Raw genomic sequence first — 23,811 nt, forward strand, 5'->3', positions numbered from 1 at the left:
CACCTGGCCCGCGAGCTGAACGGCGCCCGGACCGTCCCCGGACGGCACACGCGCGTGGACGGCGACGACCTGGTCGACAAGGTCGTGCACGTCGAACCACGCCTGCAGGCCCCGGGCCTGCGCCGCGTGCCAGTTCGCCTGCAACGTGTGCAGCTCGGCGGGGGACAGCCGCTCCAGCCGCGCCGCGAAACGGCGGCCCACCGCCCGTACGACGTCCAGCGCGGCCAGCGCGTCCGCCGCCGCGTCGTGCGCGTCCGCCAGCGTCACGCCGTAGTGCTCGCACAGATCGGTCAGCGTGCGCCGGCCCTTGCGGTACCGGTCCAGATGCTTGTCCAGCACCCGCGGGTCCAGCACCCTGAGCGGCGCCGACTCGAACCAGCGGTCCAGCGCCGACGCCCGGTGCCGGCGCAACTCCCGGTCCAGCAGCGTCAGATCGAACGGCGCGTTCATCACTACCAGCGGCCGGCCCAGCGCCGCGTGCTCGGCCAGCTGCTCGGCTATCTCGTACATCACCGGAGCCGGCCAGCGCCCGTTGTGCTGCAGGTGCTCCTCCGTCAGCCCGTGCACCGCCGTCGCCGCCTCCGGCACCGGCACACCCGGGTTCACCAGCCACCGGGTGACCCGGGGCCGGGTCCCCGGCGCGTCCTGGACGACGACGGCGGCCGACACGATCCGGTCGGTCTCGACGTCCACGCCCGTCGTCTCCGTGTCGAAGGCGGCCAGCGGCCCCTCGTACCAGGTCGTCATCCAACCCAACTCCTCGCTCACCCACGGCAGGTGACGTACCGTCTTCTGCCCGTTTGGTGATACCCGGCCCGTTTGCGCCGTACGCCGGAAGGAGACAACAGGAATACGGGTCTTTGCAGTTCAGCGGCCCGCAGCGGGGAAACACCTGTCGGGGAAGGCTGTTGGTCATGGCCATTGCGCAGCCCGAGCGGGGCGGGCTGCTGCCCGAACGTCCGGACACCCATCGCGGCACGCTCGCCACCACGGCCTGCATGGAGACACTGCAGGTCGGCTACCTGCACGCGGTCGCCGCCGCGGCCGGCTGCTCGCTGTCCCAGCCCTTTCCGGACAACGGCATCGACTGGCACGTCAGCCACAGCGCGCCCGGACACACCGTCGACGACGAGGTCACCATCAAGGTGCAGCTGAAGGCCACCTACCAGGTCCCGCCCCACCCGCCGGGGCGCTCCTTCTCCTTCACCCTCGACAACGACCACCTGCGCAAACTCGCCCGCACCCCCGTCTCGGTGCACAAGATCCTGGTCGTGATGCTCGTACCGCGGTCCCAGGACGACTGGCTGCGCGCCGGCCACGACCGGCTCGACCTGAGGCACTGCTGCTACTGGACCAACCTCGCCGGCCACCCCGTCACCGGCCGGCACCGGACCACCGTGCGGATACCGACCTCGCGCATCTTCGACGACCGGGCCCTCTGCGAGATCATGACGCGGGTCGGGACGGGAGGCAGACCATGAGGAACCGTCCCTACGAGGAGCCGGTACGGCAGGCCCCGCCGCACCCCGGCGACCTGCCCTGGAACCGGCCGCCCCGGCCCGCCGACGTCGACCCGGCCGTGCTCGGCGCCCTGCTGCACCGGCACGGCTGGCAGCGGCGCGGCGGAGCGGCCGGGCGCTACGGCCGCTGGACCCCGCCGGGACCGGGCGGCGCCGGCACCAGCCTGCTCGTCCCCGAGAGCCGCGCCTTCCCCGACAGCGACGACCTGCTCGGCGAGGCCCTCGACGCGCTCACCCGCAACCCCACACCCTCCGCGCGCGAGGTGCTCATCTCCCTCGCCGTCCCCAGCGACGAGATCCGCTGGTGGCGCGACACCCCGGCCGGACCCGCGGACGCCGCCCCGTGGAGCGCCGACGACCGGCTGCGCACCGCCGCCCGGCAGACGCTGCTCGCCGCCGCGCTCGCCACACGCGCGCGGGCCGGCTACCACGGCGCCCGCCACCGACGGCCGGCCGCCGCCCTCCTCGCGGACGTCCTCGTCGGCCCCGCCACCGAGGGCCGCACCCTCACCGCCTTCGTCCCCGTCCCCACCGGCCGCCCCCTCGCCGTCCGCCTCCACCAGGCCCTGCACGCCGCCCGCGAGGCCATCGACTACCGGCGGGCCACCGGCGGCATGGACGCCTTCGACGGAGCCGTCGAGGCCGGTGTCAGCCGCGAGCTGACCGAGGCGCTCGGCGCGCTCGTCCGCGGCACCGAGGGCGCCCGCGTCGCCGTCGCCTGGGCACCCGGCGCCGGCGTCCCCGACGGCTGCGCGCCCTCCGCCGAACCCGTCGAGTTCTCCCCCGGAGACCTGCCCGCGCTGCGCGAGGCCGCCGCCCGCTACCTGCGCGCGGAGCCCTCCGTCCCGGTCCGGGTCACCGGCGCCGTCGTCCGCATGCGCCGCTCCGGGCCCGGCGGCGAGGGCACCGTCCGCCTGCGCGTCCTCGCCGGCGCCGACGTCCCGCACCTGCGCGTCACCCTGGACGAGGAGGACTACCGCATCGCCGGTCACGCCCACCTCGTCGGACTCCCCGTCCGCGTGCACGGCCGGCTGGAGAGCCGGGGCGGCTTCCGCAGGCTCACCGGCGCCTCCGGGGTCGTACCCGTGCAGGTGGACGAGGGTGAGCGGGAACGGCTGATGAAGTCCCTCCAGGAGAACCTCGACTTCTTCGAGGAGGCCTGCGGGGAAGAGTGAGAGAGGGGCGACGGCGAGCGTGAGGGGAGCGCGAGCGGCAGCGTGAGGGGCGGGCGACCGAGCGTAACCGTTTAGCGGTCGGTGCCGTCGGGTCGGTACGATCGCCTGTGCGCGCGCTCCTGGTATGGCGCCGCACCCCACCTTCAGTCAGGAGAGACCGGTGTCAGACGTCCGTGTGATCATCCAACGCGATTCCGAGCGGGAAGAACGCGTGGTGACGACGGGCACTACGGCCGCCGACCTCTTCGCGGGCGAGCGCTCGATCATCGCCGCGCGCGTGGGCGGCGAGCTGAAGGACCTCGCGTACGAGCTGTCCGACGGCGACGAGGTCGAAGGCGTCGAGATCGGCTCCGAGGACGGCCTGAACATCCTGCGCCACTCCACCGCGCACGTCATGGCGCAGGCCGTGCAGGAGCTGTTCCCCGAGGCCAAGCTGGGCATCGGCCCGCCCGTCAAGGACGGCTTCTACTACGACTTCGACGTCGAGAAGCCGTTCACGCCCGAGGATCTCAAGGCCATCGAGAAGAAGATGCAGGAGATCCAGAAGCGCGGGCAGAGGTTCGCCCGGCGCGTCGTCACCGACGAGGCCGCCCGCGAGGAGCTGGCGGGCGAGCCGTACAAGCTGGAGCTGATCGGCCTCAAGGGCTCCGCCTCCAGCGACGACGGCGCGGACGTCGAGGTCGGCGCCGGCGAGCTGACGATCTACGACAACCTGGACGCCAAGACCGGCGAGCTGTGCTGGAAGGACCTGTGCCGCGGTCCGCACCTGCCCTCCACCCGCCTCATCCCGGCGTTCAAGCTGATGCGCAACGCGGCCGCCTACTGGCGCGGCAGCGAGAAGAACCCCATGCTCCAGCGCATCTACGGCACCGCCTGGCCGTCCAAGGACGAGCTGAAGGCGTACCTGGACTTCCTCGCCGAGGCCGAGAAGCGCGACCACCGCAAGCTCGGCTCCGAGCTGGACCTGTTCTCCATCCCGGAGCAGATCGGCTCCGGCCTGGCCGTCTTCCACCCCAAGGGCGGCATCGTCCGCCGCGTGATGGAGGACTACTCGCGCCGCCGGCACGAGGAAGAGGGCTACGAGTTCGTCTACACCCCGCACGCCACGAAGGGGAAGCTCTTCGAGACGTCCGGGCACCTGGACTGGTACGCCGAGGGCATGTACCCGCCCATGCAGCTCGACGAGGGCGTGGACTACTACCTCAAGCCCATGAACTGCCCGATGCACAACCTGATCTTCGACGCGCGCGGCCGCTCCTACCGCGAACTGCCGCTGCGCCTCTTCGAGTTCGGGACCGTGTACCGGTACGAGAAGTCGGGCGTCGTGCACGGCCTGACCCGTGCCCGCGGCTTCACCCAGGACGACGCGCACATCTACTGCACCCGTGAGCAGATGTCCGACGAGCTGGACAAGACGCTCACCTTCGTGCTGAACCTGCTGCGCGACTACGGTCTGACCGACTTCTACCTGGAGCTGTCGACCAAGGACCCGGAGAAGTTCGTCGGCTCCGACGAGGTCTGGGAGGAGGCGACCGAGACCCTGCGCCAGGTCGCCGAGAAGCAGGGCCTGCCCCTCGTGCCCGACCCGGGCGGCGCCGCCTTCTACGGCCCGAAGATCTCCGTCCAGGCCAAGGACGCGATCGGCCGGACCTGGCAGATGTCGACCATCCAGCTCGACTTCAACCTGCCCGAGCGGTTCAACCTGGAGTACACCGGCCCGGACGGCTCCAAGCAGCGCCCGGTCATGATCCACCGCGCGCTGTTCGGCTCCATCGAGCGGTTCTTCGCCGTCCTGCTGGAGCACTACGCGGGCGCCTTCCCGGCGTGGCTGGCCCCCGTCCAGGCGATCGGCATCCCGATCGGCGACGCGCACGTGGAGTACCTGGAGAAGTTCGCGGCGGCGGCCAAGAAGCAGGGCCTGCGCGTCGAGGTGGACTCCTCCTCGGACCGCATGCAGAAGAAGATCCGCAACGCCCAGAAGCAGAAGGTCCCCTTCATGGTCATCGCGGGCGACGAGGACATGTCGAACGGCTCGGTGTCCTTCCGCTACCGCGACGGCTCGCAGGAGAACGGCATCCCGTTCGACGAGGCCATCGCGAAGATCGCGAAGGTGGTCGAGGAGCGGACCCAGATCTGAACGGCCTGAGCCTCGAGGCCCCCGGGATCACGGTTCCGGGGGCCTTCCCCTTTCCTCGTCCTCCTCCAGGGCGAACCGCTGGAGCAGCAGCGACGAGACCGACCCCGTCACCGCGCCCAGCAGGGCGAGGCCGCAGATCATGAGGCCGACGGCGATCGTGCGGCCCCAGGGGGTGACGGGGGTGGCGTCGCCGTAGCCGACGGTCGACAGCGTCGTACTGGCCCACCACACCGAGTCGCCGAAGGTACGGATCGTGGCGTCCGGGGCCCCGCGCTCCTGTTGGTACACCGCGAGCGAGCTGGAGAAGCCCAGCAGCAGTGCGGACAGGCCGGCGTAGAGCACCACGCGCGCGTGCAGCGTGAGGCGGGCGCGGCCCCGCCCGCGCTGGACCACGTCGTACACCCGCACGATGCGCAGCGGCCACAGCAACGGCAGCAGCATGACCAGCGTGTCCAGCCAGTGATGGGTCACGAAGCCGAGCCCCCGGCCGCTCAGCCGCCAGTGCACCGCGTAGTCGATGATGAACACCGCCCAGGAAGCCCCGATGACGGCCCGCAGGACGTCGTGCGCGACCGGGGGCAGGCCCTCCGCCAGCACATGCGTCGCGTAGGCGGCCAGGTAGAGCAGCGATGCCAGGCCGAGCGGCAGCGCGGCGCGCCCCTGCCAGCGTTCCCAGCGCCGCGTACGGCTGTCGTCGTCCACCGGCCAAGCTTGGCCGGAGCGCGTGCACCGACCGCCCCGGCGACACGCCGGGAAGGGGTGAAGCCATATGCTGCCTAGCATGACGAGTGAGCCGGAGCAGCAGATCGGAGTGGGGACGCAGGACGCGTTCCAGCGCCTGTGGACGCCCCACCGGATGGCCTACATCCAGGGCGAGAACAAGCCGACCGGCCCGGGGGCCGACGACGGCTGCCCCTTCTGCGTGATCCCGGCCAAGTCCGACGAGGACGGGCTGATCGTCCGGCGGGGTGAGCACGTGTACGCCGTGCTCAACCTGTATCCGTACAACGGCGGCCACCTGATGACCGTGCCGTACCGGCACGTGGCCGACTACACGGACCTGACCGGGCCGGAGACCGCCGAGCTGGCGGAGCTGACCAAGCAGGCCATGACGGCGCTGCGCACCGCGTCCGGCGCGCACGGGTTCAACATCGGGATGAACCAGGGCGGGGTCGCGGGTGCCGGCATCGCCGCCCACCTGCACCAGCACATCGTCCCGCGCTGGGGCGGCGACACGAACTTCATGCCGGTCGTGGGCCACACCAGGGTGCTGCCCCAGCTGCTGGCGGACACCCGGAAGATGCTCGCGGAGGCCTGGCCCGCCTAGGCCCGCGGTGCCCTCCGCCGAGGGCACCGTTCACGCGTCGTACAGGTCGGCCTTCCGTGGCGTCGGGTCCTGGACGTTGCCGCTGAGGAACGCCGAACGCGCCCCGAACTTCTCCGTGGCCACGCCGTTCTCCTCCAGGACGCGAATCGCCGCCGAGTGCACCACCCGCAGCACCGGCGTGGCGGCGCGCAGCGCGTCGTCGGCCATGAAACGGTGCCGCCACGGCTGGTCGGCCCAGGCGTGCCGCAGGCCGAACGGCTCGGGCAGGCCCAGCGAGCCGCCCAGCCAGTTCAGCAGCGGCGGGTACCAGGTCAGCGGGGCGCGCGCGGCGAGCCGTACCACCTCGTCGGCGTTGACCAGCGGCAGCTTGATCGTGCGGTTCTCCCAGGGCTTCAGGGACTTCGCGACCTCCTTGGTCGGCGCCTCCGGCTTGCTGGTGAACAGCGAGTTCACCGGTCCCAGCGCGTGCCCGGTGACCTCAATGCGCAGCGTCTCGTGCAGCACGGTGACGGTGATCAGCATGGTGATGACCAGCTGTCCGTCCCAGAGGGTCCACTGCACGCCCAGGTAGTGCCGGTCGCCGCTGCCGAACTGCTGCTTGTTGCAGATGTCCTGTATGGCGTGCGGCTTGACCTGGAAGGCCTCGACGTCGGTGCCCTCCGGCCGGGACACCGCCGTGGCCTTCTCGCCGATCGGGGTGACGATCCAGTGCCGTATCGACGGCTTGGGGAAGCCGCCGGTGTTCAGCGGGCCGCGCTCCAGCAGCGACAACTGGTCGTGGATCGCGCGCACGACGTCCCAGCTGCGGAAGGGGTGGATCTCCCGGCTCGGGTCGGCGGACACGAGATCCTCGGCGAGCTGCCAGGCGCCCCAGCGGGTGCCCATGCCGAGTATGCCCTTGGGACCGGCGTAGAAGACGGAGTTGGACTGCTGCTCGGCGCTCAGCCGGGCCAGGGACTGGCGCAGCTCCTCGGCGGCGGTCTGGCCGGGGCCGCGCGGCACGGCCTCTGGGACCTTGGCGCCGACGCTGGTGCCCGAGAGCAGGCCGTCCCAGCGGGCCCGCAGATCCCTCGCGGTGCTCTCGCAGACCTGCTTGGCCCAGAACCAGCCGAGCACGGGGACGACGACGCAGGCGCGCGCGTACCACGCCCAGAAGCCGGTGAACGGCATCTTGATCAGGAACAGCGCGGCGAGCAGGCCGACGCCCAGCAGCAGCGCGGTGGCCAGGGTGCCCGCCCGCTTGTCGTCGCGCCGGGCGACGAGCGTGCGCAGCTGGAAGACGAGCAGCCAGCCGAGCAGCCCGGGCAGGAAGAGCAGGCCGCACACGACGGTGATGGCCGTCAGCCGGTTGTCGCGCTCCCGGCGGATGTTGTTGGCGGCCAGGGCGTGCTCGACGACGAACTGCGGTTCGGAACCGAAGGACTGGATGAGCGGCTTGCGGCCGGGGGCGAGCATCCGGTCCACCAGGGCCCGGGAGAACGCCTCGCCGAGATTGGGCCGGAACAGCTTCATCCGGCCGGGCTTGACGGTCGACTGGTGCCACTCGTTGTCGGCCTTCTTGATGTCCTCGAGCGGGCTGTCCCGGTACGCAGCGGAGGCCAGCGCGGAGGTCGCCGCCTGCCCCTCGTCGCCCGAGACGGGTACCTGGGGCCCGTCCCACTCCGTTCCAAACGACATTCCCGCCCCCATCGCCGCCGGTGCCGTTCCTGCGGCCTTCCCGACTTCCCTGCTCCGCACACCTGTTGGCCGCCCCGCCGTACCGGTACCGGCCGGTGACCGGACGGCTGCGGCACGACCTGATCAGGTGATCAGCGTATCCGCCGGCACCGACAACGCGGGGGCGGACGGCCGAAGCCGCCCGCCCGTGCGCCGGCGCACTACCCCTCGTCCCCGCCCTGTTCGCGGATGCGTTCGGCGATCTGCGGCGGCATCGGCTCGTGCCGGGCGTAGCGCCGGTCGAAGCGGGCCGTGCCGTGCGAGAGCGAGCGCAGGTCGACCGCGTACCGGCCGATCTCGAACTCGGGGACCTCGGCGCGGATCAACGTCCGCCCGGTGCCCACCTGTTCGGTGCCGAGCAGCCGGCCGCGGCGGCCGGACAGGTCGCTCATCACGGCGCCCACGTACTCGTCGCCGACCAGCACGGTCACCTCGGCGACCGGCTCCAGCAGATGGATCCTGGCGTCCGCCGCGGCCTCGCGCAGCGCGAGCGCGCCCGCCGTCTGGAAGGCGGCGTCGGAGGAGTCCACCGAGTGCGCCTTGCCGTCCAGCAGCGTGATCCGCACGTCCACCAGCGGGTAGCCGGCGGCGACGCCCTTGGCGGCCTGGGCCCGTACGCCCTTCTCCACGGACGGGATGAACTGGCGGGGCACCGCGCCGCCGACCACCTTGTCCACGAACTCGATGCCCGAGCCGCCCGGCAGCGGCTCCACCTCGATCTCGCAGATGGCGTACTGGCCGTGGCCGCCGGACTGCTTGACGTGCCGGCCGCGTCCGCCGGCCTTCGTCGCGAACGTCTCCCGCAGCGAGACCCGGTGCGGGACGACGTCGACCTGGACGCCGTAGCGGTTGCGCAGCCGTTCCAGGGCGACGTCCGCGTGGGCCTCGCCCAGGCACCACAGGACGACCTGGTGGGTGTCCTGGTTCTGCTCCAGGCGCATCGTCGGGTCCTCGGCGACCAGCCGGGACAGGCCCTGGGAGAGCTTGTCCTCGTCGGCCTTGCTGTGCGCCTGGATGGCGAGCGGCAGCAGCGGGTCGGGCATCTGCCAGGGCTCCATCAGGAGCGGGTCGTCCTTGGCGGAGAGGGTGTCGCCGGTCTCGGCGCGGCTCAGCTTGGCCACGCAGACCAGGTCGCCGGCGACGGCGTGGGTGACCGGGCGCTGCTGTTTGCCGAAGGGCATGGACAGGGCGCCGATCTTCTCGTCGACGTCGTGGTCCTCGTGCCCGCGGTCGGCCAGGCCGTGCCCGGAGACGTGCACCGTCTGGTCGGGGCGCAGCGTGCCGGAGAAGACGCGGACCAGCGAGATCCGGCCGACATAGGGGTCGGAGGAGGTCTTGACGACCTCGGCGACCAGCGGGCCGTCCGTGTCGCACGGCTTCAGCTCGCGCGGGGCGCCGTCGATGGTGGTGACCCCGGGCAGGGGGTGCTCGAACGGGGTCGGGAAGCCGCCGGTGACCAGTTCCAGCAGCTCGACCGTGCCGAGACCCTGCCTGGCGCCCTCGGCGGCGGGGGCGGCGGCCAGCACGGGGAAGAAGGATCCGCGGGCCACGGCCCGCTCCAGGTCCTCGACCAGCGTCTTGATGTCGACCTTCTCGCCGCCCAGGTAGCGGTCCATGAGGGTCTCGTCCTCGCTCTCGGCGATGATCCCCTCGATGAGCCGGTTGCGGGCCTCCTCGATGTCCGGCAGCTGGTCCTCGCCGGGCTCGGACTCCTTGCGCTCCCCGGTCGAGTAGTCGAACAGCTTCTGCGAGAGCAGTCCGACCAGGCCGGTCACGGGCGCGTGCCCGTCGGGGCCCTCGGGGCCCCGCAGCGGCAGGTACAGGGGCAGGACGGCGTCGGGGTCGTCACCGCCGAAGGCCTCCGCGCAGGTGCGGGTCATCTCCTCGAAGTCGGAGCGCGCGGCCTCCAGGTGCGTGATGACGATCGCGCGGGGCATGCCGACGGCCGCGCACTCCTCCCACACCATCCGGGTCGAGCCGTCGACCCCGTCCGAGGCCGAGACGACGAAGAGGGCGGCGTCCGCGGCCCGCAGACCGGCCCGCAGCTCCCCGACGAAGTCGGCGTAGCCGGGGGTGTCCAGGAGGTTGACCTTGATGCCGTCCCATTCGACCGGCACCAGGGAGAGCTGTACCGAGCGCTGCTGCCGGTGCTCGATGTCGTCGTAGTCGGAGACGGTGCCGCCGTCCTCGACGCGGCCCGCCCGGTTCACCGCCCCCGCGGTCAGCGCGAGGGCCTCCACGAGGGTGGTCTTGCCCGAACCGGAGTGGCCGACCAGCACCACGTTCCGTACGGACGCGGGTCGGTCGGCCGCCAGAGCCCTGCCGGCGGCCCCGGGGTGGTGTGACTGTGCCTTGTCGCCCATGATCCTGCCTCCCGTGCACGGTGAGGTCACTGTGGGCGCGGACACGCGGGACCCGCGTGCTGGCGGCTCCGGCGACGCCCGCGGTTATTCGAGCTTTCCACTCCCGTCACGTGGCGTCCATACGAAGGACTACGAAGGGTGCGCGCAGGGCACCCTCCGTGTCACGCACACCACGCGCGCGGGGGTGCGCGCCGGTTCCCGGCGCGGCTGCGGGTGCCCGCCCGTCACGGGCACGCGCGCGTGGCTACGATGGGCCAGCCGGCGGCCACCAGGGGCCGCGGCGACACCGACCGTCGGGAAGGCCATGCTGAACAAGTACGCGCGTGCATTCTTCACGCGTGTCCTCACACCGTTCGCCGCGTTTCTCATCCGCCGGGGCGTGAGCCCCGACACGGTCACGCTCATCGGCACGGCCGGTGTGGTCGCGGGCGCGCTGGTCTTCTACCCCCGGGGCGAGTTCTTCTGGGGCACGGTCGTGATCACCCTGTTCGTCTTCTCCGACCTGGTCGACGGCAACATGGCCCGTCAGCTGGGCCGCTCCAGCCGCTGGGGCGCCTTCCTGGACTCCACCCTGGACCGGGTCGCCGACGGCGCGATCTTCGGCGGCTTCGCGCTCTGGTACGCGGGGCAGGGTAACGACAACGTGTTGTGCGCCGTCTCGATCTTCTGCCTGGCCAGCGGCCAGGTGGTGTCGTACACCAAGGCGCGCGGCGAGTCGATCGGGCTGCCGGTCGCCGTGAACGGGCTCGTCGAGCGCGCCGAGCGGCTGGTGATCTCGCTGGTCGCGGCCGGTTTCGCGGGCCTGCACAAGTTCGGCGTCCCGGGCATCCAGTGGCTGCTGCCGGTCGCGCTGTGGATCGTCGCCGTGGGCAGCCTGGTCACCCTGATCCAGCGGGTCGTCACCGTCCGCCGCGAGTCCGCCGAGGCGGAGGCGGCGGCCCGGGCCGGCGCCGGCGAGGTGGCCCAGTGAGCGCCGCCGACCGGCTCACCGACGCGCTGTACGGACTCGGCTGGAGCACCGTCAAGAAGCTCCCCGAGCCGGCCGCGGTACGCCTCGGCCGGACCATCGCCGACCTCGCCTGGAAGCGGCGCGGCAAGGGCGTGCGGCGGCTGGAGGCGAACTACGCGCGCGTGGTGCCCGACGCCGGTCCCGAGCGGCTCGCCGAGCTGTCCCGCGCGGGCATGCGCTCGTACCTGCGCTACTGGATGGAGTCCTTCCGGCTGCCGGCCTGGAGCGCCGAGCGTGTCAGGACCGGCTTCGAGCCCAAGGACGTCCACCACCTGACCGACGGGCTCGCCTCCGGCCGGGGCGTGATCCTCGCCCTGCCCCACCTGGCCAACTGGGACCTGGCCGGCGCCTGGGTCACCACCGAGCTGAAGACGCCGTTCACGACGGTCGCCGAGCGCCTGAAGCCCGAGACGCTCTACGACCGCTTCGTCGCCTACCGCGAGGGCCTCGGCATGGAGGTCCTGCCGCACAGCGGCGGCTCCGCCTTCGGCACGCTCGCTCGCAGGCTGCGCGACGGCGGCCTGGTCTGCCTGGTCGCCGACCGCGACCTGTCCGCCTCCGGGGTCGAGGTCGGCTTCTTCGGCGAGACGGCCCGCATGCCCGCCGGACCGGCCCTGCTCGCCCAGCAGACCGGCGCGCTGCTGCTGCCCGTCACCCTCTGGTACGACGAGTCGCCCGTCATGAAGGGCCGTGTGCATCCGCCGGTCGAGGTCCCCGAGTCAGGTACGCGGGCCGAGAAGACGTCTGTCATGACACAGGCCCTGGCCGACGCCTTCGCCTCCGGGATCGCCGAGCATCCCGAGGACTGGCACATGCTCCAACGGCTGTGGCTCGCCGACCTCGACCCCGCGAAGGGACCCGCGTGAGAATCGGGATCGTCTGCCCGTACTCCTGGGACGTGCCCGGGGGCGTCCAGTTCCACATCCGCGACCTCGCCGAGTACTTCCTCCGCCTCGGCCACGAGGTGTCCGTCCTCGCCCCGGCCGACGACGACACCCCGCTGCCGCCGTACGTCGTCTCCGCCGGCCGCGCGGTCCCGGTGCCGTACAACGGCTCGGTGGCCCGGCTGAACTTCGGTTTCCTGTCGGCCGCGCGGGTGCGGCGCTGGCTGCACGAGGGCGGCTTCGACGTGGTGCACATCCACGAGCCGACCTCGCCCTCGCTGGGCCTGCTGACCTGCTGGGCGGCGTCCGGTCCGATCGTGGCCACCTTCCACACCTCCAACCCGCGCTCGCGCGCGATGATCGCCGCGTACGCGATCCTGCAGGCCGCGCTGGAGAAGATCAGCGCGCGGATCGCGGTCAGCGAGTACGCCCGCCGCACGCTGGTCGAGCACCTCGGCGGGGACGCGGTGGTCATCCCCAACGGCGTCGACGTCGACTTCTTCGCCAAAGCCGAGCCCAGGCCGGAGTGGCAGGGCGACACCATCGGCTTCATCGGCCGCATCGACGAGCCCCGTAAGGGCCTGCCCGTCCTCATGAAGGCCCTGCCCGAGATCCTCGCCGCCCGCCCGCAGACCCGGCTGCTGGTCGCGGGGCGCGGCGACGAGGAGGCGGCCGTGGCGGACCTGCCGAAGGAGCTGCGCTCACGCGTGGAGTTCCTCGGCATGATCAGCGACGAGGACAAGGCCCGGTTGCTGCGCAGCGTCGACCTGTACGTCGCGCCCAACACCGGCGGCGAGAGTTTCGGCATCATCCTGGTCGAGGCGATGTCGGCGGGCGCCCCCGTGCTCGCCGCCGACCTCGACGCCTTCGTGCAGGTCCTCGACCAGGGCGAGGCCGGCGAGGTGTTCGCCAACGAGGACGCCGACGCGCTGGCCGAGGCGGCCGTACGCCTGCTGGCGGACCCGGCGCGCCGCACCGAGCTGCGCGAGCGCGGCAGCGCGCATGTACGGCGGTTCGACTGGTCCACGGTCGGCGCGGACATCCTCTCCGTCTACGAGACGGTGACGGCCGGCGCGGCCGCGGTCGCCGCGGACGAACGCACGACGGGCCTGCGCGCCCGATTCGGCCTGGCACGGGACTGAGACGGGACGGTCCGGCTCTGAGACGGGACCGTCCGGCTCTGATGCGGGACCCTCCGGTTCTGCGCGGGCCCGTTCCGTCGGGCGCGGGCTCTGTGGGTGCTGCCGCCCGTGTGCTTGCGCGGGCCCGTCCGGTCCGGCGCGGCGGGCGTCGCGGACCGCACGCGGGGGCCGGTGCCGGCGCGGGGGCCGCGGATCCGGTGGGGGACGGGTGTGCGGGCCTTCGCGGTGGACGGGGGCCGGGGCGGTGGCGGGCCTGTGAGGCGGTAGGTGCTGGTGCCCTCGGTCAGGGTTGGCAGCGCTGGGCTGGCGCGTGGGGGCCGGTGGCGGACGGGTGTGCGGGACCTTCGCGGTGGACGGGGGCCCGGGCGGTGGCGGGCCTGCGGGCGGGGCGGTCGGTGCTGGGGTGGCTGGCAGGGCGGTCGGGGCTGGGCTGGCGCGTGGGAGCCGGTCGGGGATGGGCGTGCGGGCCTTCGCGGCGGACCGGGGCCCGGGCGGGTCCGGGCGGTAGCGGGGCCGCCGGCGGGGCGGTCGGTGTCGGGGCCCGCGGGCAGGGGCCGGCGGGTGGGGGCTGGTGGGGGACGGGCAAGTGGGCCTCCGCGATGGACAGGGGCCCGGGGCGCACTGGGGGGCGGCGGGCCTGCGGGCAAGGCGGTCGTGCCGGGGTCGGCGGGTAGGGCGGTCGGGGTCGGGCTGGCAGATGGGGTTCGGGTGGTGGCGGCCTGCGGCCCGGGCGGCCGGGGCCGGCGGCGCCGGGCTGGCGCGTGGAGGCCCGTGGGGTAGCCGATAGCCTTCGGCCGTGACCGCAACCCTCATCTGGATCCTCGTCGCGCTCCTCGCCATCGGCGTGTACCTCAGCTGGACGGCCGGGCGGCTGGACCGGCTGCACGTGCGGATGGACGCCGCGCGGGCCGCGCTCGACGCCCAGCTGCTGCGGCGGGCCTCCGTGGCGCAGGAGCTGGCGACCTCGGGCGTGCTGGACCCGGCCGCCTCGATCGTGCTGTACGAGGCCGCGCACGCGGCCCGGCAGGCCGAGGAGGAGCAGCGGGAGGTCGCCGAGAGCGAGCTGAGCCAGGCGCTGCGCGCGGTCTTCGAGGACCCCGCGCAGGTGGAGGCCGTCCGCGAGGCCCCGGGCGGCGAGGAGGCCGCCCGTGAGCTGGCCGAGGCCGTCCGCCGGGTGCCGATGGCCCGCCGCTTCCACAACGACGCCGTGGGGGCCGCCCGCCGGCTGCGCGAGCACCGCAAGGTCCGCTGGTTCCGGCTGGCCGGCCACGCCCCCTTCCCGCTGGCCTTCGAGATGGACGACGAGCCGCCGGCCGCCCTGGTGGAGCGGGTCTCCTGACCGCACGCCGACGGCCGGCGAGCGAAAAGGATCCACCGGCTTGCCATTGGCCCTTGCTGTGGCCTGGTCCACTCGCGTTTCCTCGGTGAAGCATCAACCACCTTTCACTTCAGTGAGGTCACCCGTGTCCACCATCGAGAACCAGGCTCCCGAGACCGGTACCGCCCGCGTGAAGCGCGGCATGGCCGAGCAGCTCAAGGGCGGCGTGATCATGGACGTCGTCACGCCGGAGCAGGCGAAGATCGCCGAGGACGCGGGCGCCGTCGCCGTCATGGCCCTGGAGCGGGTCCCGGCCGACATCCGCAAGGACGGCGGAGTGGCCCGCATGTCCGACCCGGACATGATCGAGGGCATCATCGACGCCGTCTCGATCCCGGTCATGGCCAAGTCCCGCATCGGCCACTTCGTCGAGGCCCAGGTGCTCCAGTCCCTCGGCGTCGACTACATCGACGAGTCCGAGGTGCTCACCCCGGCCGACGAGGTCAACCACTCCGACAAGTGGGCCTTCACCACGCCGTTCGTGTGTGGCGCGACCAACCTGGGCGAGGCCCTGCGCCGCATCGCCGAGGGCGCCGCGATGATCCGCTCCAAGGGCGAGGCCGGCACCGGCAACGTCGTCGAGGCCGTCCGCCACCTGCGCCAGATCAAGAACGAGATCGCCAAGCTGCGCGGCTTCGACAACCACGAGCTGTACGCCGCCGCCAAGGAGCTGCGCGCCCCGTACGAGCTGGTCAAGGAGGTCGCCGAGCTGGGCAAGCTCCCGGTGGTCCTCTTCTCCGCCGGTGGCGTCGCCACCCCGGCCGACGCGGCCCTGATGCGCCAGCTCGGCGCCGAGGGCGTGTTCGTCGGCTCCGGCATCTTCAAGTCCGGCGACCCGGCCAAGCGCGCCGCCGCCATCGTGAAGGCCACCACCTTCTACGACGACCCGAAGATCATCGCGGACGCGTCCCGCAACCTCGGCGAGGCCATGGTCGGCATCAACTGCGACACCCTCCCCGAGACCGAGCGCTACGCCAACCGCGGCTGGTAAGGCACCGGATCACATGAACACCCCCGTCATAGGCGTCCTGGCCCTCCAGGGCGACGTACGGGAGCACCTCATCGCCCTGGCCGCGGCCGACGCCGTGGCCAGGCCGGTGCGGCGCCCCGAGGAACTCGCCGAGGTGGACGGTCTCGTGCTGCCCGGCGGCGAGTCCACCACCATCTCCAAGCTGGCCCATCTCTTCGGCCTGATGGAGCCCCTCCGCGCGCGCGTGCGGGACGGCATGCCCGTCTACGGCACCTGCGCGGGCATGATCATGCTCGCCGACAAGATCCTCGACCCGCGGTCGGGCCAGGAGACCGTCGGCGGCATCGACATGATCGTGCGCCGCAACGCCTTCGGGCGGCAGAACGAGTCGTTCGAGGCCGCACTCGACGTCAGGGGCATCCCGGGCGATCCTGTGGAGGGCGTCTTCATCCGCGCCCCCTGGGTGGAGTCCGTGGGCGCCGGGACCGAGGTGCTCGCCGAGCACGGCGGCCACATCGTCGCCGTACGTCAGGGCAACGCGCTCGCCACGTCGTTCCACCCCGAACTGACCGGCGACCACCGCGTGCACTCCCTGTTCGTCGACATGGTGCGCGCGCACCGGACACCGGAGTAGCACGAGAGTCCTTGTAGGATCTCTGGCGTTCGTATCTGGATGGGTTACGCGAAGGAGACAGGCAGATGTCCGGCCACTCTAAATGGGCCACGACGAAGCACAAGAAGGCCGTGATCGACGCCAAGCGCGGCAAGCTCTTCGCGAAGCTCATCAAGAACATCGAGGTCGCGGCGCGCATGGGCGGCGCGGACCCCGAGGGCAACCCGACGCTGTACGACGCCATCCAGAAGGCGAAGAAGTCGTCGGTCCCCAACAAGAACATCGACTCGGCGGTCAAGCGCGGCGCGGGCCTGGAGGCCGGCGGCGCCGACTACGAGACGATCATGTACGAGGGCTACGGCCCGAACGGTGTCGCGGTGCTCATCGAGTGCCTCACCGACAACCGCAACCGCGCCGCCTCCGAGGTCCGTGTCGCCATGACCCGCAACGGCGGCTCCATGGCCGACCCGGGCTCGGTGTCGTACCTGTTCAACCGCAAGGGCGTCGTCATCGTCCCCAAGGGCGAGCTGACCGAGGACGAGGTCCTCATGGCCGTCCTGGACGCGGGCGCCGAGGAGGTCAACGACCTCGGCGAGACCTTCGAGGTCCTCTGCGAGGCCACCGACCTGGTCGCGGTCCGCACCGCCCTCCAGGAGGCCGGCATCGACTACGACTCGGCCGAGGCCAACTTCGTCCCGACCATGCAGGTCGAGCTGGACGAGGAGGGCGCGAAGAAGATCTTCAAGCTGATCGACGCCCTGGAGGACAGCGACGACGTGCAGAACGTCTTCGCCAACTTCGACGTGAGCGACGAGATCATGGAGAAGGTCGACGCGTGACGCTTCGCTGAACCAGCGGAATGACGGCGGGCCGGTGGGACCCGATAGCCTGCACAAACAGGTGATCGAGGGATCCGAGGGAGGGGCGCGGTGCGCGTACTGGGGGTGGACCCCGGACTGACCCGGTGCGGTGTCGGCGTGGTCGAGGGGGTCGCGGGCCGCCCGCTCACCATGATCGGCGTCGGAGTCGTCCGCACGCCCGTGGACGCCGACCTCAGCCACCGGCTGCTCGCCGTCGAACAGGGCATCGAGGAGTGGCTGGACGAGCACCGGCCGGAGTTCGTCGCCGTGGAACGCGTCTTCAGCCAGCACAACGTGCGCACGGTGATGGGCACCGCCCAGGCCAGCGCCGTCGCCATGCTGTGCGCCGCCCGGCGCGGCATCCCGGTCGCCCTGCACACCCCCAGCGAGGTCAAGGCCGCCGTCACCGGCAGCGGACGCGCCGACAAGGCGCAGGTCGGCGCCATGGTGACCCGGCTGCTCCGGCTCGCCGCGCCGCCCAGACCGGCCGACGCCGCCGACGCCCTCGCACTCGCCATCTGCCACATCTGGCGGGCCCCCGCCCAGAGCCGGCTCCAGCAGGCCGTCGCCCGGCAGGCAGCCCACGCAACGAAAGGCCGTACGGCATGATCGCCTTCGTCAGCGGCACGGTCGCCGCGCTCGCCCCCGACGCAGCGGTCGTCGAGGTCGGCGGCGTCGGCATGGCCGTCCAGTGCACGCCGAACACGCTGTCGACGCTCCGGACCGGCCAGCCGGCCAAGCTGCACACCTCCCTCGTCGTCCGCGAGGACTCGCTCACCCTGTACGGCTTCGCGGACGACGACGAACGCCAGGTCTTCGAGCTGCTGCAGACCGCGAGCGGCGTCGGACCGCGCCTGGCGCAGGCGATGCTCGCCGTGCACACCCCGGACGCGCTGCGCCGCGCGGTCGCCACCGGTGACGAGAAGGCCCTCACCGCCGTCCCCGGCATCGGCAAGAAGGGCGCCCAGAAGCTGCTGCTGGAACTGAAGGACCGGCTCGGCGAGCCCGTCGGCGCCCCCGTCGTCGGCGCACCCGTCAGCCAGGGCTGGCGCGACCAGCTGCACGCGGCCCTGATCGGTCTCGGCTACGCCACCCGCGAGGCCGACGAGGCGGTGGCCGCCGTCGCGCCCCAGGCCGCGGAGGCCGGCGGCACACCCCAGGTGGGACAGCTGCTGAAGGCCGCCCTGCAGACCCTGAACCGCGCCCGCTGACCCGCGCCACCCGCTAGGAGAACTTCGTGAACTGGGACGACACGACCGGCACCCCCGGCGAGGAGCGGCTCGCCGGGCCCGCCGCGGAGCGGCTGGTGGGCTCGGTCGCCGACCGGGAGGACCAGGCCGTCGAGGCCGCCCTGCGCCCCAAGGACCTCGGCGAGTTCATCGGCCAGGAGAAGGTCCGCGAACAGCTCGACCTCGTGCTGCGGGCGGCCCGCGCGCGGGGCGCCACCGCCGACCACGTGCTGCTCTCGGGCGCGCCCGGCCTCGGCAAGACCACGCTGTCGATGATCATCGCGGCCGAGATGGGCGCCCCCATCCGCATCACCTCGGGTCCCGCCATCCAGCACGCCGGCGACCTCGCCGCCATCCTCTCCTCGCTCCAGGAGGGCGAGGTCCTCTTCCTCGACGAGATCCACCGCATGTCCCGGCCCGCCGAGGAGATGCTGTACATGGCGATGGAGGACTTCCGCGTCGACGTCATCGTCGGCAAGGGCCCCGGCGCCACCGCGATCCCCCTGGAGCTGCCGCCGTTCACCCTGGTCGGCGCCACCACGCGCGCGGGCCTGCTGCCCCCGCCGCTGCGCGACCGCTTCGGCTTCACCGCGCACATGGAGTTCTACGAGCCGCACGAGCTGGAGCGGGTCGTCCACCGCTCGGCGGCCCTGCTGGACGTCGGGATCGAGCCGGACGGCGCCGCCGAGATCGCCGGCCGCTCCCGCGGCACGCCCCGCATCGCCAACCGCCTGCTGCGCCGCGTCCGCGACTACGCGCAGGTCAAGGCAGACGGGCTGATCACCCGCGACATCGCGGCCGCCGCCCTCGCCGTGTACGAGGTCGACGCGCGCGGACTGGACCGGCTCGACCGCGCGGTCCTGGAGGCCCTGCTGAAGCTGTTCGGCGGCGGACCGGTCGGCCTGTCCACCCTGGCCGTCGCGGTGGGGGAGGAGCGGGAGACCGTCGAGGAGGTCGCCGAACCGTTCCTGGTCCGGGAGGGGCTGCTGGCCCGTACCCCCCGCGGCCGGGTGGCCACGCCGGCGGCGTGGGCGCATCTCGGCCTCACCCCGCCGCGCTCGCCGGCCACGGGAAACGGACAACAGGACCTGTTCGGGGCGTGATGGCCGCGGCCCGGCGAGGGCAATGGCCCGGGCAGGAACCCAGGTGCCATGCTGAGCGTTGTTCCATGCAAGCGGACTCGCTTAGACTCCGCCGATGCCGCCCTTGTGGGCGGCGCCGACCACACCCCCATCCAACTGGCCGCTCACCCGCGCGGTCGCGCGAAGGAAATTCCGTCCCGTGAATGCCTATACCCTTCTCCCGTTCATCGTGCTCATCGCGGCGATGTTCCTGATGACGCGTTCGGCCAAGAAGAAGCAGCAGCAGGCCGCCCAGATGCGGAACGAGATGCAGCCCGGCTCCGGTGTCCGCACGATCGGGGGTATGTACGCGACGGTCAAGGAAGTCAACGAGGACACGGTCCTCCTCGACGCCGGACCGGGCGTCGACCTCCTCTTCGCCAAGAACGCCATCGGCGCCGTCCTCACCGACGACGAGTACAACCGCATCGTCCACGGCATCGAGCACGACCTGAAGTCCGACGCCGACGTCGTCCCGGACGACGCCTCCTCCCTCACCGAGACCGACGAGACCGACGGGCCTGCCGCCGCTGCCGCCGCCTCCGACGACAAGATCGACCTCGGTAAGAAGGACGCCGCCGAGGACGCCGACGCGGCCGGTGCCGCCGACGCGAAGGCGGAGGACGAGCCGAAGAAGACCGACGGCGACTCCGACGCGAAGTAGTCACGCCCCGGGAGGCGCGGCGGCGGCATGATGGCGCCCCGCGCATCCCGGGCGCGTCTGTTTCCCGCACGGGAGCCCGACACCATGTCATGGCCGACCGCGCCGACCGGGCGCGGGGCGGCCCGAGAGGGAGTACGAGAAGGTGGCAGCACCTAAGAGGGGCCGAAGCGCGAGCGCCCAGAGCAAGCCAGGGCGCTCGCTGGCCCTCATCCTGATCGCCATCGTGGCGCTCACCGGAGGGATGTTCCTCTCCGGGCACACCACTCCGCGTCTCGGTATCGACCTCGCCGGTGGTACGAGCATCACGCTCAAGGCGAAGGCCGACCAGGGGTCCGCGATCAACAAGGCCAACATGGACACCGCGGTCGACATCATGAACCGCCGTGTCAACGGCCTGGGTGTCTCCGAGGCGGAGGTGCAGACCCAGGGGAACGACAACATCATCGTCAACATCCCCAAGGGCACCAACTCCAAGGAGGCGCAGGAGCAGGTCGGCACCACCGCAAAGCTGTACTTCCGGCCGGTCCTGGCCAGCGAGCCCAGCGGCCCCGCCACGAAGACGCCCTCGCCGAGCGCGTCCTCCAGCGGCAGCTCCTCGCCGAAGCCGAGCACCAGCCCGTCGTCGACCGCCTCCTCCAAGGAGAAGGCGTCCTCGTCCGGCTCCACGTCCCCCTCGGCCTCGGCGACCTCGCAGGGCCGCGCCGTCAGCGACGCGCTGAAGGCCGACTCCACTCCCTCGCCGAGCGCTTCCGGCAGCGGCAAGCCCTCGGGCAGCCCCTCGGCCACCCCGTCGGCCTCGGCCAGCGGCGGCTCGAACGCGACGGCCAAGCTCCAGGCCCAGTACGCGGCCCTGAACTGCACCAAGCCCACCGACCGCGCCAACGCCGGCAAGAACACCAAGCCCGGCGACTCCATCGTGGCCTGCGGCCAGATCAACGACGCCTGGTACAAGTACCTCCTCGGCCCGGCCGCCGTGGACGGCACCGAGGTGAAGAAGGCGCAGGCCGTCTTCGACACCCAGGGCGCCGCCGGCTGGCAGGTCCAGATGACCTTCACGGGCGGCGGGGCCAAGAAGTTCGCCGACATCACCGGCGAGCTGGCCAAGAACCAGCCCCCGCAGAACGAGTTCGGCATCGTCCTGGACGGCGAGGTCGTCTCCAGCCCGTACGTGAGCACCGCCATCACCGGCGGCCAGGCGGAGATCTCCGGCAGCTTCAAGCAGGAGGAGGCGCAGAGCCTCGCCAACATGCTGTCGTACGGCGCCCTGCCGCTGTCCTTCCAGGAGCAGTCCGTCACCACCGTCACCGCCGCGCTCGGCGGTGAGCAGCTGCGCGCCGGTCTGCTCGCCGGCGCCATCGGACTCGCGCTGGTCGTGATCTACCTGGTGGTCTACTACCGCGGCCTGTCGATCGTGGCCATGGCGTCCCTGCTGGTCTCCGCGATCCTCACCTACGTGATCATGGCGCTGCTCGGCCCGGCCATCCACTTCGCGCTGAACCTGCCGGCCGTCTGCGGTGCCATCGTCGCCATCGGTATCACCGCGGACTCGTTCATCGTGTACTTCGAACGCATCCGGGACGAGATCCGCGAGGGCCGCTCCCTGCGCCCCGCCGTGGAGCGGGCCTGGCCGCGCGCCCGGCGCACCATCCTGGTCTCGGACTTCGTGTCGTTCCTGGCCGCCGCGGTGCTGTTCATCGTCACGGTCGGCAAGGTCCAGGGCTTCGCGTTCACGCTGGGTCTGACCACCGTCCTCGACGTCGTCGTCGTGTTCTTCTTCACCAAGCCGCTGATGACGCTCCTGGCCCGCCGCAGGTTCTTCGCGGACGGTCACAAGTGGTCCGGCCTGGACCCGAAGAGCCTGGGTGCCAAGCCGCCGCTGCGCCGCACCCGCCGTCCCGCCGGTCCCGTCGCCGGCCCTGCCGACCCGAAGGAGGCGTGAGCATGTCGAAACTCGGCAACCTCGGCGCTCGTCTGCACCGCGGCGAGATCTCGTACGACTTCGTCGGCAAGCGCAAGATCTGGTACGGCGTCTCGATCCTGATCACCATCACGGCCATCCTCGGCCTGGCGGTGCGCGGCCTGAACATGGGCATCGAGTTCCAGGGCGGCGCGGTCTTCACCACGCCGACCAAGATGAGCACCTCGGTGGCCAAGGCCGAGGAGTACGCCAACGACGCCTCGGGCCACCAGTCGGTCGTGCAGAAGCTGGGCAACGGCAGCCTGCGCATCCAGATCGCCGGCATCGACACCGGCCAGTCCGACCGCATCAAGCAGGAGCTGGCCAAGGACCTGAACCTCGACCCGGAGAAGCTCGCCGCCGACCTGGTCGGCCCGAGCTGGGGCGAGCAGATCGCCAACAAGGCCTGGGAGGGCCTGGCGATCTTCATGATCCTGGTCGTGATCTACCTGGCGATCGCGTTCGAGTGGCGCATGGCCATCGCGGCCCTGGTCGCGCTGATCCACGACATCACCATCACCACCGGTATCTACGCCCTGGTCGGCTTCGAGGTCACGCCCGGCACGGTCATCGGTCTGCTGACCATCCTCGGTTACTCGCTCTACGACACGGTCGTCGTCTTCGACAGCCTGAAGGAGCAGACGAAGGACATCACCAAGCAGACCCGCTGGACGTACAGCGACATCGCCAACCGGTCGATCAACGGCACCCTGGTCCGCTCCATCAACACCACGGTCGTCGCCCTGCTGCCGGTCGCCGGTCTGCTCTTCATCGGCGGCGGCTTCCTCGGCGCGGGCACGCTCAACGACATCTCCCTGTCGCTGTTCGTCGGTCTCGCGGCCGGTGCCTACTCGTCGATCTTCATCGCCACGCCGCTCGTCGCCGACCTCAAGGAGCGCGAGCCGGCGATGAAGGCCCTCACCAAGCGGGTCATGGCCAAGCGCGCCCAGGCCGGTGCGGAGGAGGGCCTCACGGAGGCCCACGGCGCCGGTGACGACGCCGACGAGGCCGCGCCCGCCGTGGTGGGCCCGCGCAACCAGCCCGCGGCCCGCGGCCGCGGCCGTGGCCGCACCTCGGGGAAGCGCCGATGACCGACATCAAGGAACTGCTGCTCAGCCGCATCCGCGACGTCGCCGACTACCCGGAGCCGGGCGTGATGTTCAAGGACATCACCCCGCTCCTGGCCGACCCGGCGGCCTTCACCGCGCTCACCGACGCACTGGCGGAGATCGCCGCCAACACCGGCGCGACCAAGATCGTCGGTCTGGAGGCGCGGGGCTTCATCCTCGGCGCCCCGGTCGCCGTCCGCGCGGGCCTGGGCTTCATTCCGGTCCGCAAGGCGGGCAAGCTGCCCGGAGCCACCCTGCGCCAGGCGTACGACCTGGAGTACGGGTCGGCGGAGATCGAGGTGCACGCGGAGGACCTGGCCGCCGGCGACCGCGTGCTGATCGTGGACGACGTCCTGGCCACCGGCGGCACCGCCGAGGCCGCGATCCAGCTCATCCGGCGCGCGGGCGCCGACGTCTCCGGCCTCGCGGTCCTCATGGAACTGGGCTTCCTGGACGGCCGTGCCCGCCTGGAACCGGCCCTGGACGGCGCCCCGCTGGAGGCGCTTCTCCAGGTCTGAGCCCCCGCACCCGTGGACGGCCGCCCCCCCCCCGCCCCCGCGGCCCGAGCCCGCCACCCCGCCCCCCCCGCCCCGCCCCCGCCCGCCAGGGATGGAGACGCGGCGCCCCCACCCCACCC

At 72.1% G+C, this 23,811-nt stretch carries 21 protein-coding genes and 1 pseudogene; 18 read left to right on the forward strand and 4 right to left on the reverse strand.

Features of this window, described 5'->3' with window-relative positions; genetic code table 11:
• On the reverse strand, positions 1-747 hold a 747-nt coding region (locus tag ABZ923_RS35470; RefSeq protein WP_361480509.1), incomplete at its 3' end, for an exonuclease domain-containing protein.
• Positions 748-914: 167 nt separating this feature from the next.
• On the opposite strand from ABZ923_RS35470, the gene ABZ923_RS35475 reads away from it, so the two are divergent.
• The 3 genes from ABZ923_RS35475 to thrS all read left to right on the forward strand — a co-directional run bounded on the left by ABZ923_RS35475 (position 915) and on the right by thrS (position 4,832).
• Complete coding sequence (locus ABZ923_RS35475; RefSeq protein WP_361480512.1) at positions 915-1,481, forward strand: DUF4365 domain-containing protein; 567 nt, start codon at positions 915-917, stop codon at positions 1,479-1,481.
• Positions 1,478-2,695: a hypothetical protein gene (locus tag ABZ923_RS35480; protein ID WP_361480515.1), complete on the forward strand. Its 1,218-nt coding sequence runs from the start codon at positions 1,478-1,480 to the stop codon at positions 2,693-2,695. The genes ABZ923_RS35475 and ABZ923_RS35480 overlap by 4 nt, the downstream gene beginning before the upstream one ends.
• Positions 2,696-2,855: 160 nt before the next feature.
• Complete coding sequence (thrS, locus tag ABZ923_RS35485) at positions 2,856-4,832, forward strand: threonine--tRNA ligase (protein ID WP_361480518.1); 1,977 nt, start codon at positions 2,856-2,858, stop codon at positions 4,830-4,832.
• A gap of 27 nt (positions 4,833-4,859) precedes the next feature.
• Here the strand turns inward: thrS and ABZ923_RS35490 are convergent, their stop codons facing one another.
• Positions 4,860-5,534, reverse strand: a complete 675-nt coding sequence (locus ABZ923_RS35490; RefSeq protein WP_361480521.1) for an ion channel — start codon at positions 5,532-5,534, stop codon at positions 4,860-4,862.
• Positions 5,535-5,601: 67 nt separating this feature from the next.
• Between ABZ923_RS35490 and ABZ923_RS35495 the strand changes: the two genes are divergently transcribed.
• The gene (locus tag ABZ923_RS35495; RefSeq protein WP_361480524.1) at positions 5,602-6,159 is read left to right on the forward strand and encodes an HIT domain-containing protein; all 558 of its coding nucleotides are present in this window, start codon (positions 5,602-5,604) and stop codon (positions 6,157-6,159) included.
• Positions 6,160-6,189: 30 nt separating this feature from the next.
• Here the strand turns inward: ABZ923_RS35495 and ABZ923_RS35500 are convergent, their stop codons facing one another.
• Both ABZ923_RS35500 and ABZ923_RS35505 read right to left on the reverse strand, forming a co-directional pair.
• On the reverse strand, positions 6,190-7,836 hold the full coding sequence (locus ABZ923_RS35500; RefSeq protein ID WP_361480527.1) for a hypothetical protein: 1,647 nt from the start codon (positions 7,834-7,836) through the stop codon (positions 6,190-6,192).
• Positions 7,837-8,036: 200 nt separating this feature from the next.
• Entirely contained in the window at positions 8,037-10,238 is a 2,202-nt protein-coding gene (locus ABZ923_RS35505; protein WP_361480529.1) for an elongation factor G-like protein EF-G2, read from the reverse strand.
• A 249-nt stretch (positions 10,239-10,487) separates the two neighbouring features.
• On the opposite strand from ABZ923_RS35505, the pseudogene pgsA reads away from it, so the two are divergent.
• The 14 genes and pseudogenes from pgsA to ABZ923_RS35575 all read left to right on the forward strand — a co-directional run bounded on the left by pgsA (position 10,488) and on the right by ABZ923_RS35575 (position 23,692).
• Positions 10,488-11,208, forward strand: a pseudogene (gene pgsA / locus ABZ923_RS35510) (phosphatidylinositol phosphate synthase).
• Positions 11,205-12,113 (forward strand): phosphatidylinositol mannoside acyltransferase, encoded by a 909-nt coding sequence (locus ABZ923_RS35515; RefSeq protein WP_361480532.1) that lies wholly within the window; start codon positions 11,205-11,207, stop codon positions 12,111-12,113. The pseudogene pgsA and the gene ABZ923_RS35515 overlap by 4 nt, the downstream one beginning before the upstream one ends.
• Positions 12,110-13,273 carry a glycosyltransferase family 4 protein gene (locus tag ABZ923_RS35520; protein WP_361480535.1) on the forward strand — a complete coding sequence of 388 codons (1,164 nt, stop codon included), beginning with the start codon at positions 12,110-12,112 and terminating at the stop codon, positions 13,271-13,273. The genes ABZ923_RS35515 and ABZ923_RS35520 overlap by 4 nt, the downstream gene beginning before the upstream one ends.
• Before the next feature lie 796 nt (positions 13,274-14,069).
• Positions 14,070-14,612, forward strand: coding sequence for a hypothetical protein (locus ABZ923_RS35525; RefSeq protein ID WP_208031217.1), 543 nt, complete (start codon positions 14,070-14,072; stop codon positions 14,610-14,612).
• A 124-nt stretch (positions 14,613-14,736) separates the two neighbouring features.
• The gene (gene pdxS / locus ABZ923_RS35530; RefSeq protein ID WP_069781943.1) at positions 14,737-15,642 is read left to right on the forward strand and encodes a pyridoxal 5'-phosphate synthase lyase subunit PdxS; all 906 of its coding nucleotides are present in this window, start codon (positions 14,737-14,739) and stop codon (positions 15,640-15,642) included.
• 13 nt (positions 15,643-15,655) lie between these two features.
• Complete coding sequence (gene pdxT / locus ABZ923_RS35535) at positions 15,656-16,255, forward strand: pyridoxal 5'-phosphate synthase glutaminase subunit PdxT (RefSeq protein WP_361480540.1); 600 nt, start codon at positions 15,656-15,658, stop codon at positions 16,253-16,255.
• A 65-nt stretch (positions 16,256-16,320) separates the two neighbouring features.
• Positions 16,321-17,073, forward strand: coding sequence for a YebC/PmpR family DNA-binding transcriptional regulator (locus ABZ923_RS35540; RefSeq protein WP_361480543.1), 753 nt, complete (start codon positions 16,321-16,323; stop codon positions 17,071-17,073).
• A 90-nt stretch (positions 17,074-17,163) separates the two neighbouring features.
• Positions 17,164-17,703, forward strand: a complete 540-nt coding sequence (gene ruvC, locus ABZ923_RS35545; protein WP_361480546.1) for a crossover junction endodeoxyribonuclease RuvC — start codon at positions 17,164-17,166, stop codon at positions 17,701-17,703.
• On the forward strand, positions 17,700-18,305 hold the full coding sequence (ruvA, locus tag ABZ923_RS35550; RefSeq protein ID WP_361480549.1) for a Holliday junction branch migration protein RuvA: 606 nt from the start codon (positions 17,700-17,702) through the stop codon (positions 18,303-18,305). Before ruvC ends, ruvA begins: the two co-directional genes overlap by 4 nt.
• A 26-nt stretch (positions 18,306-18,331) precedes the next feature.
• Positions 18,332-19,426, forward strand: a complete 1,095-nt coding sequence (gene ruvB, locus ABZ923_RS35555; RefSeq protein WP_361480552.1) for a Holliday junction branch migration DNA helicase RuvB — start codon at positions 18,332-18,334, stop codon at positions 19,424-19,426.
• Between the two features lie 178 nt (positions 19,427-19,604).
• Positions 19,605-20,108: a preprotein translocase subunit YajC gene (gene yajC / locus ABZ923_RS35560; protein ID WP_361480555.1), complete on the forward strand. Its 504-nt coding sequence runs from the start codon at positions 19,605-19,607 to the stop codon at positions 20,106-20,108.
• Positions 20,109-20,250: 142 nt separating this feature from the next.
• Entirely contained in the window at positions 20,251-22,047 is a 1,797-nt protein-coding gene (gene secD, locus ABZ923_RS35565) for a protein translocase subunit SecD (RefSeq protein ID WP_361480558.1), read from the forward strand.
• Between the two features lie 2 nt (positions 22,048-22,049).
• On the forward strand, positions 22,050-23,156 hold the full coding sequence (gene secF, locus ABZ923_RS35570) for a protein translocase subunit SecF (RefSeq protein WP_361480564.1): 1,107 nt from the start codon (positions 22,050-22,052) through the stop codon (positions 23,154-23,156).
• Entirely contained in the window at positions 23,153-23,692 is a 540-nt protein-coding gene (locus tag ABZ923_RS35575; RefSeq protein ID WP_361480561.1) for an adenine phosphoribosyltransferase, read from the forward strand. Before secF ends, ABZ923_RS35575 begins: the two co-directional genes overlap by 4 nt.
• The last annotated feature ends 119 nt before the right edge of the window (positions 23,693-23,811 follow it).

This window comes from Streptomyces sp. NPDC046881, assembly GCF_040645015.1.
Classification (GTDB): Bacteria; Actinomycetota; Actinomycetes; order Streptomycetales; family Streptomycetaceae; genus Streptomyces.

Excerpts from the sequence above, each read along its gene's own strand:
- pdxT (WP_361480540.1), top strand. The coding sequence starts at position 15,656 with ATGAACACCCCCGTCATAGGCGTCCTGGCCCTCCAGGGCGACGTACGG.
- ABZ923_RS35475 (WP_361480512.1), top strand. The coding sequence starts at position 915 with ATGGCCATTGCGCAGCCCGAGCGGGGCGGGCTGCTGCCCGAACGTCCG.
- ABZ923_RS35480 (WP_361480515.1), top strand. The coding sequence starts at position 1,478 with ATGAGGAACCGTCCCTACGAGGAGCCGGTACGGCAGGCCCCGCCGCAC.
- ABZ923_RS35505 (WP_361480529.1), bottom strand. The coding sequence starts at position 10,238 with ATGGGCGACAAGGCACAGTCACACCACCCCGGGGCCGCCGGCAGGGCT.
- secF (WP_361480564.1), top strand. The coding sequence starts at position 22,050 with ATGTCGAAACTCGGCAACCTCGGCGCTCGTCTGCACCGCGGCGAGATC.
- ABZ923_RS35540 (WP_361480543.1), top strand. The coding sequence starts at position 16,321 with ATGTCCGGCCACTCTAAATGGGCCACGACGAAGCACAAGAAGGCCGTG.
- ABZ923_RS35500 (WP_361480527.1), bottom strand. The coding sequence starts at position 7,836 with ATGTCGTTTGGAACGGAGTGGGACGGGCCCCAGGTACCCGTCTCGGGC.
- ABZ923_RS35495 (WP_361480524.1), top strand. The coding sequence starts at position 5,602 with ATGCTGCCTAGCATGACGAGTGAGCCGGAGCAGCAGATCGGAGTGGGG.
- ruvA (WP_361480549.1), top strand. The coding sequence starts at position 17,700 with ATGATCGCCTTCGTCAGCGGCACGGTCGCCGCGCTCGCCCCCGACGCA.
- ABZ923_RS35575 (WP_361480561.1), top strand. The coding sequence starts at position 23,153 with ATGACCGACATCAAGGAACTGCTGCTCAGCCGCATCCGCGACGTCGCC.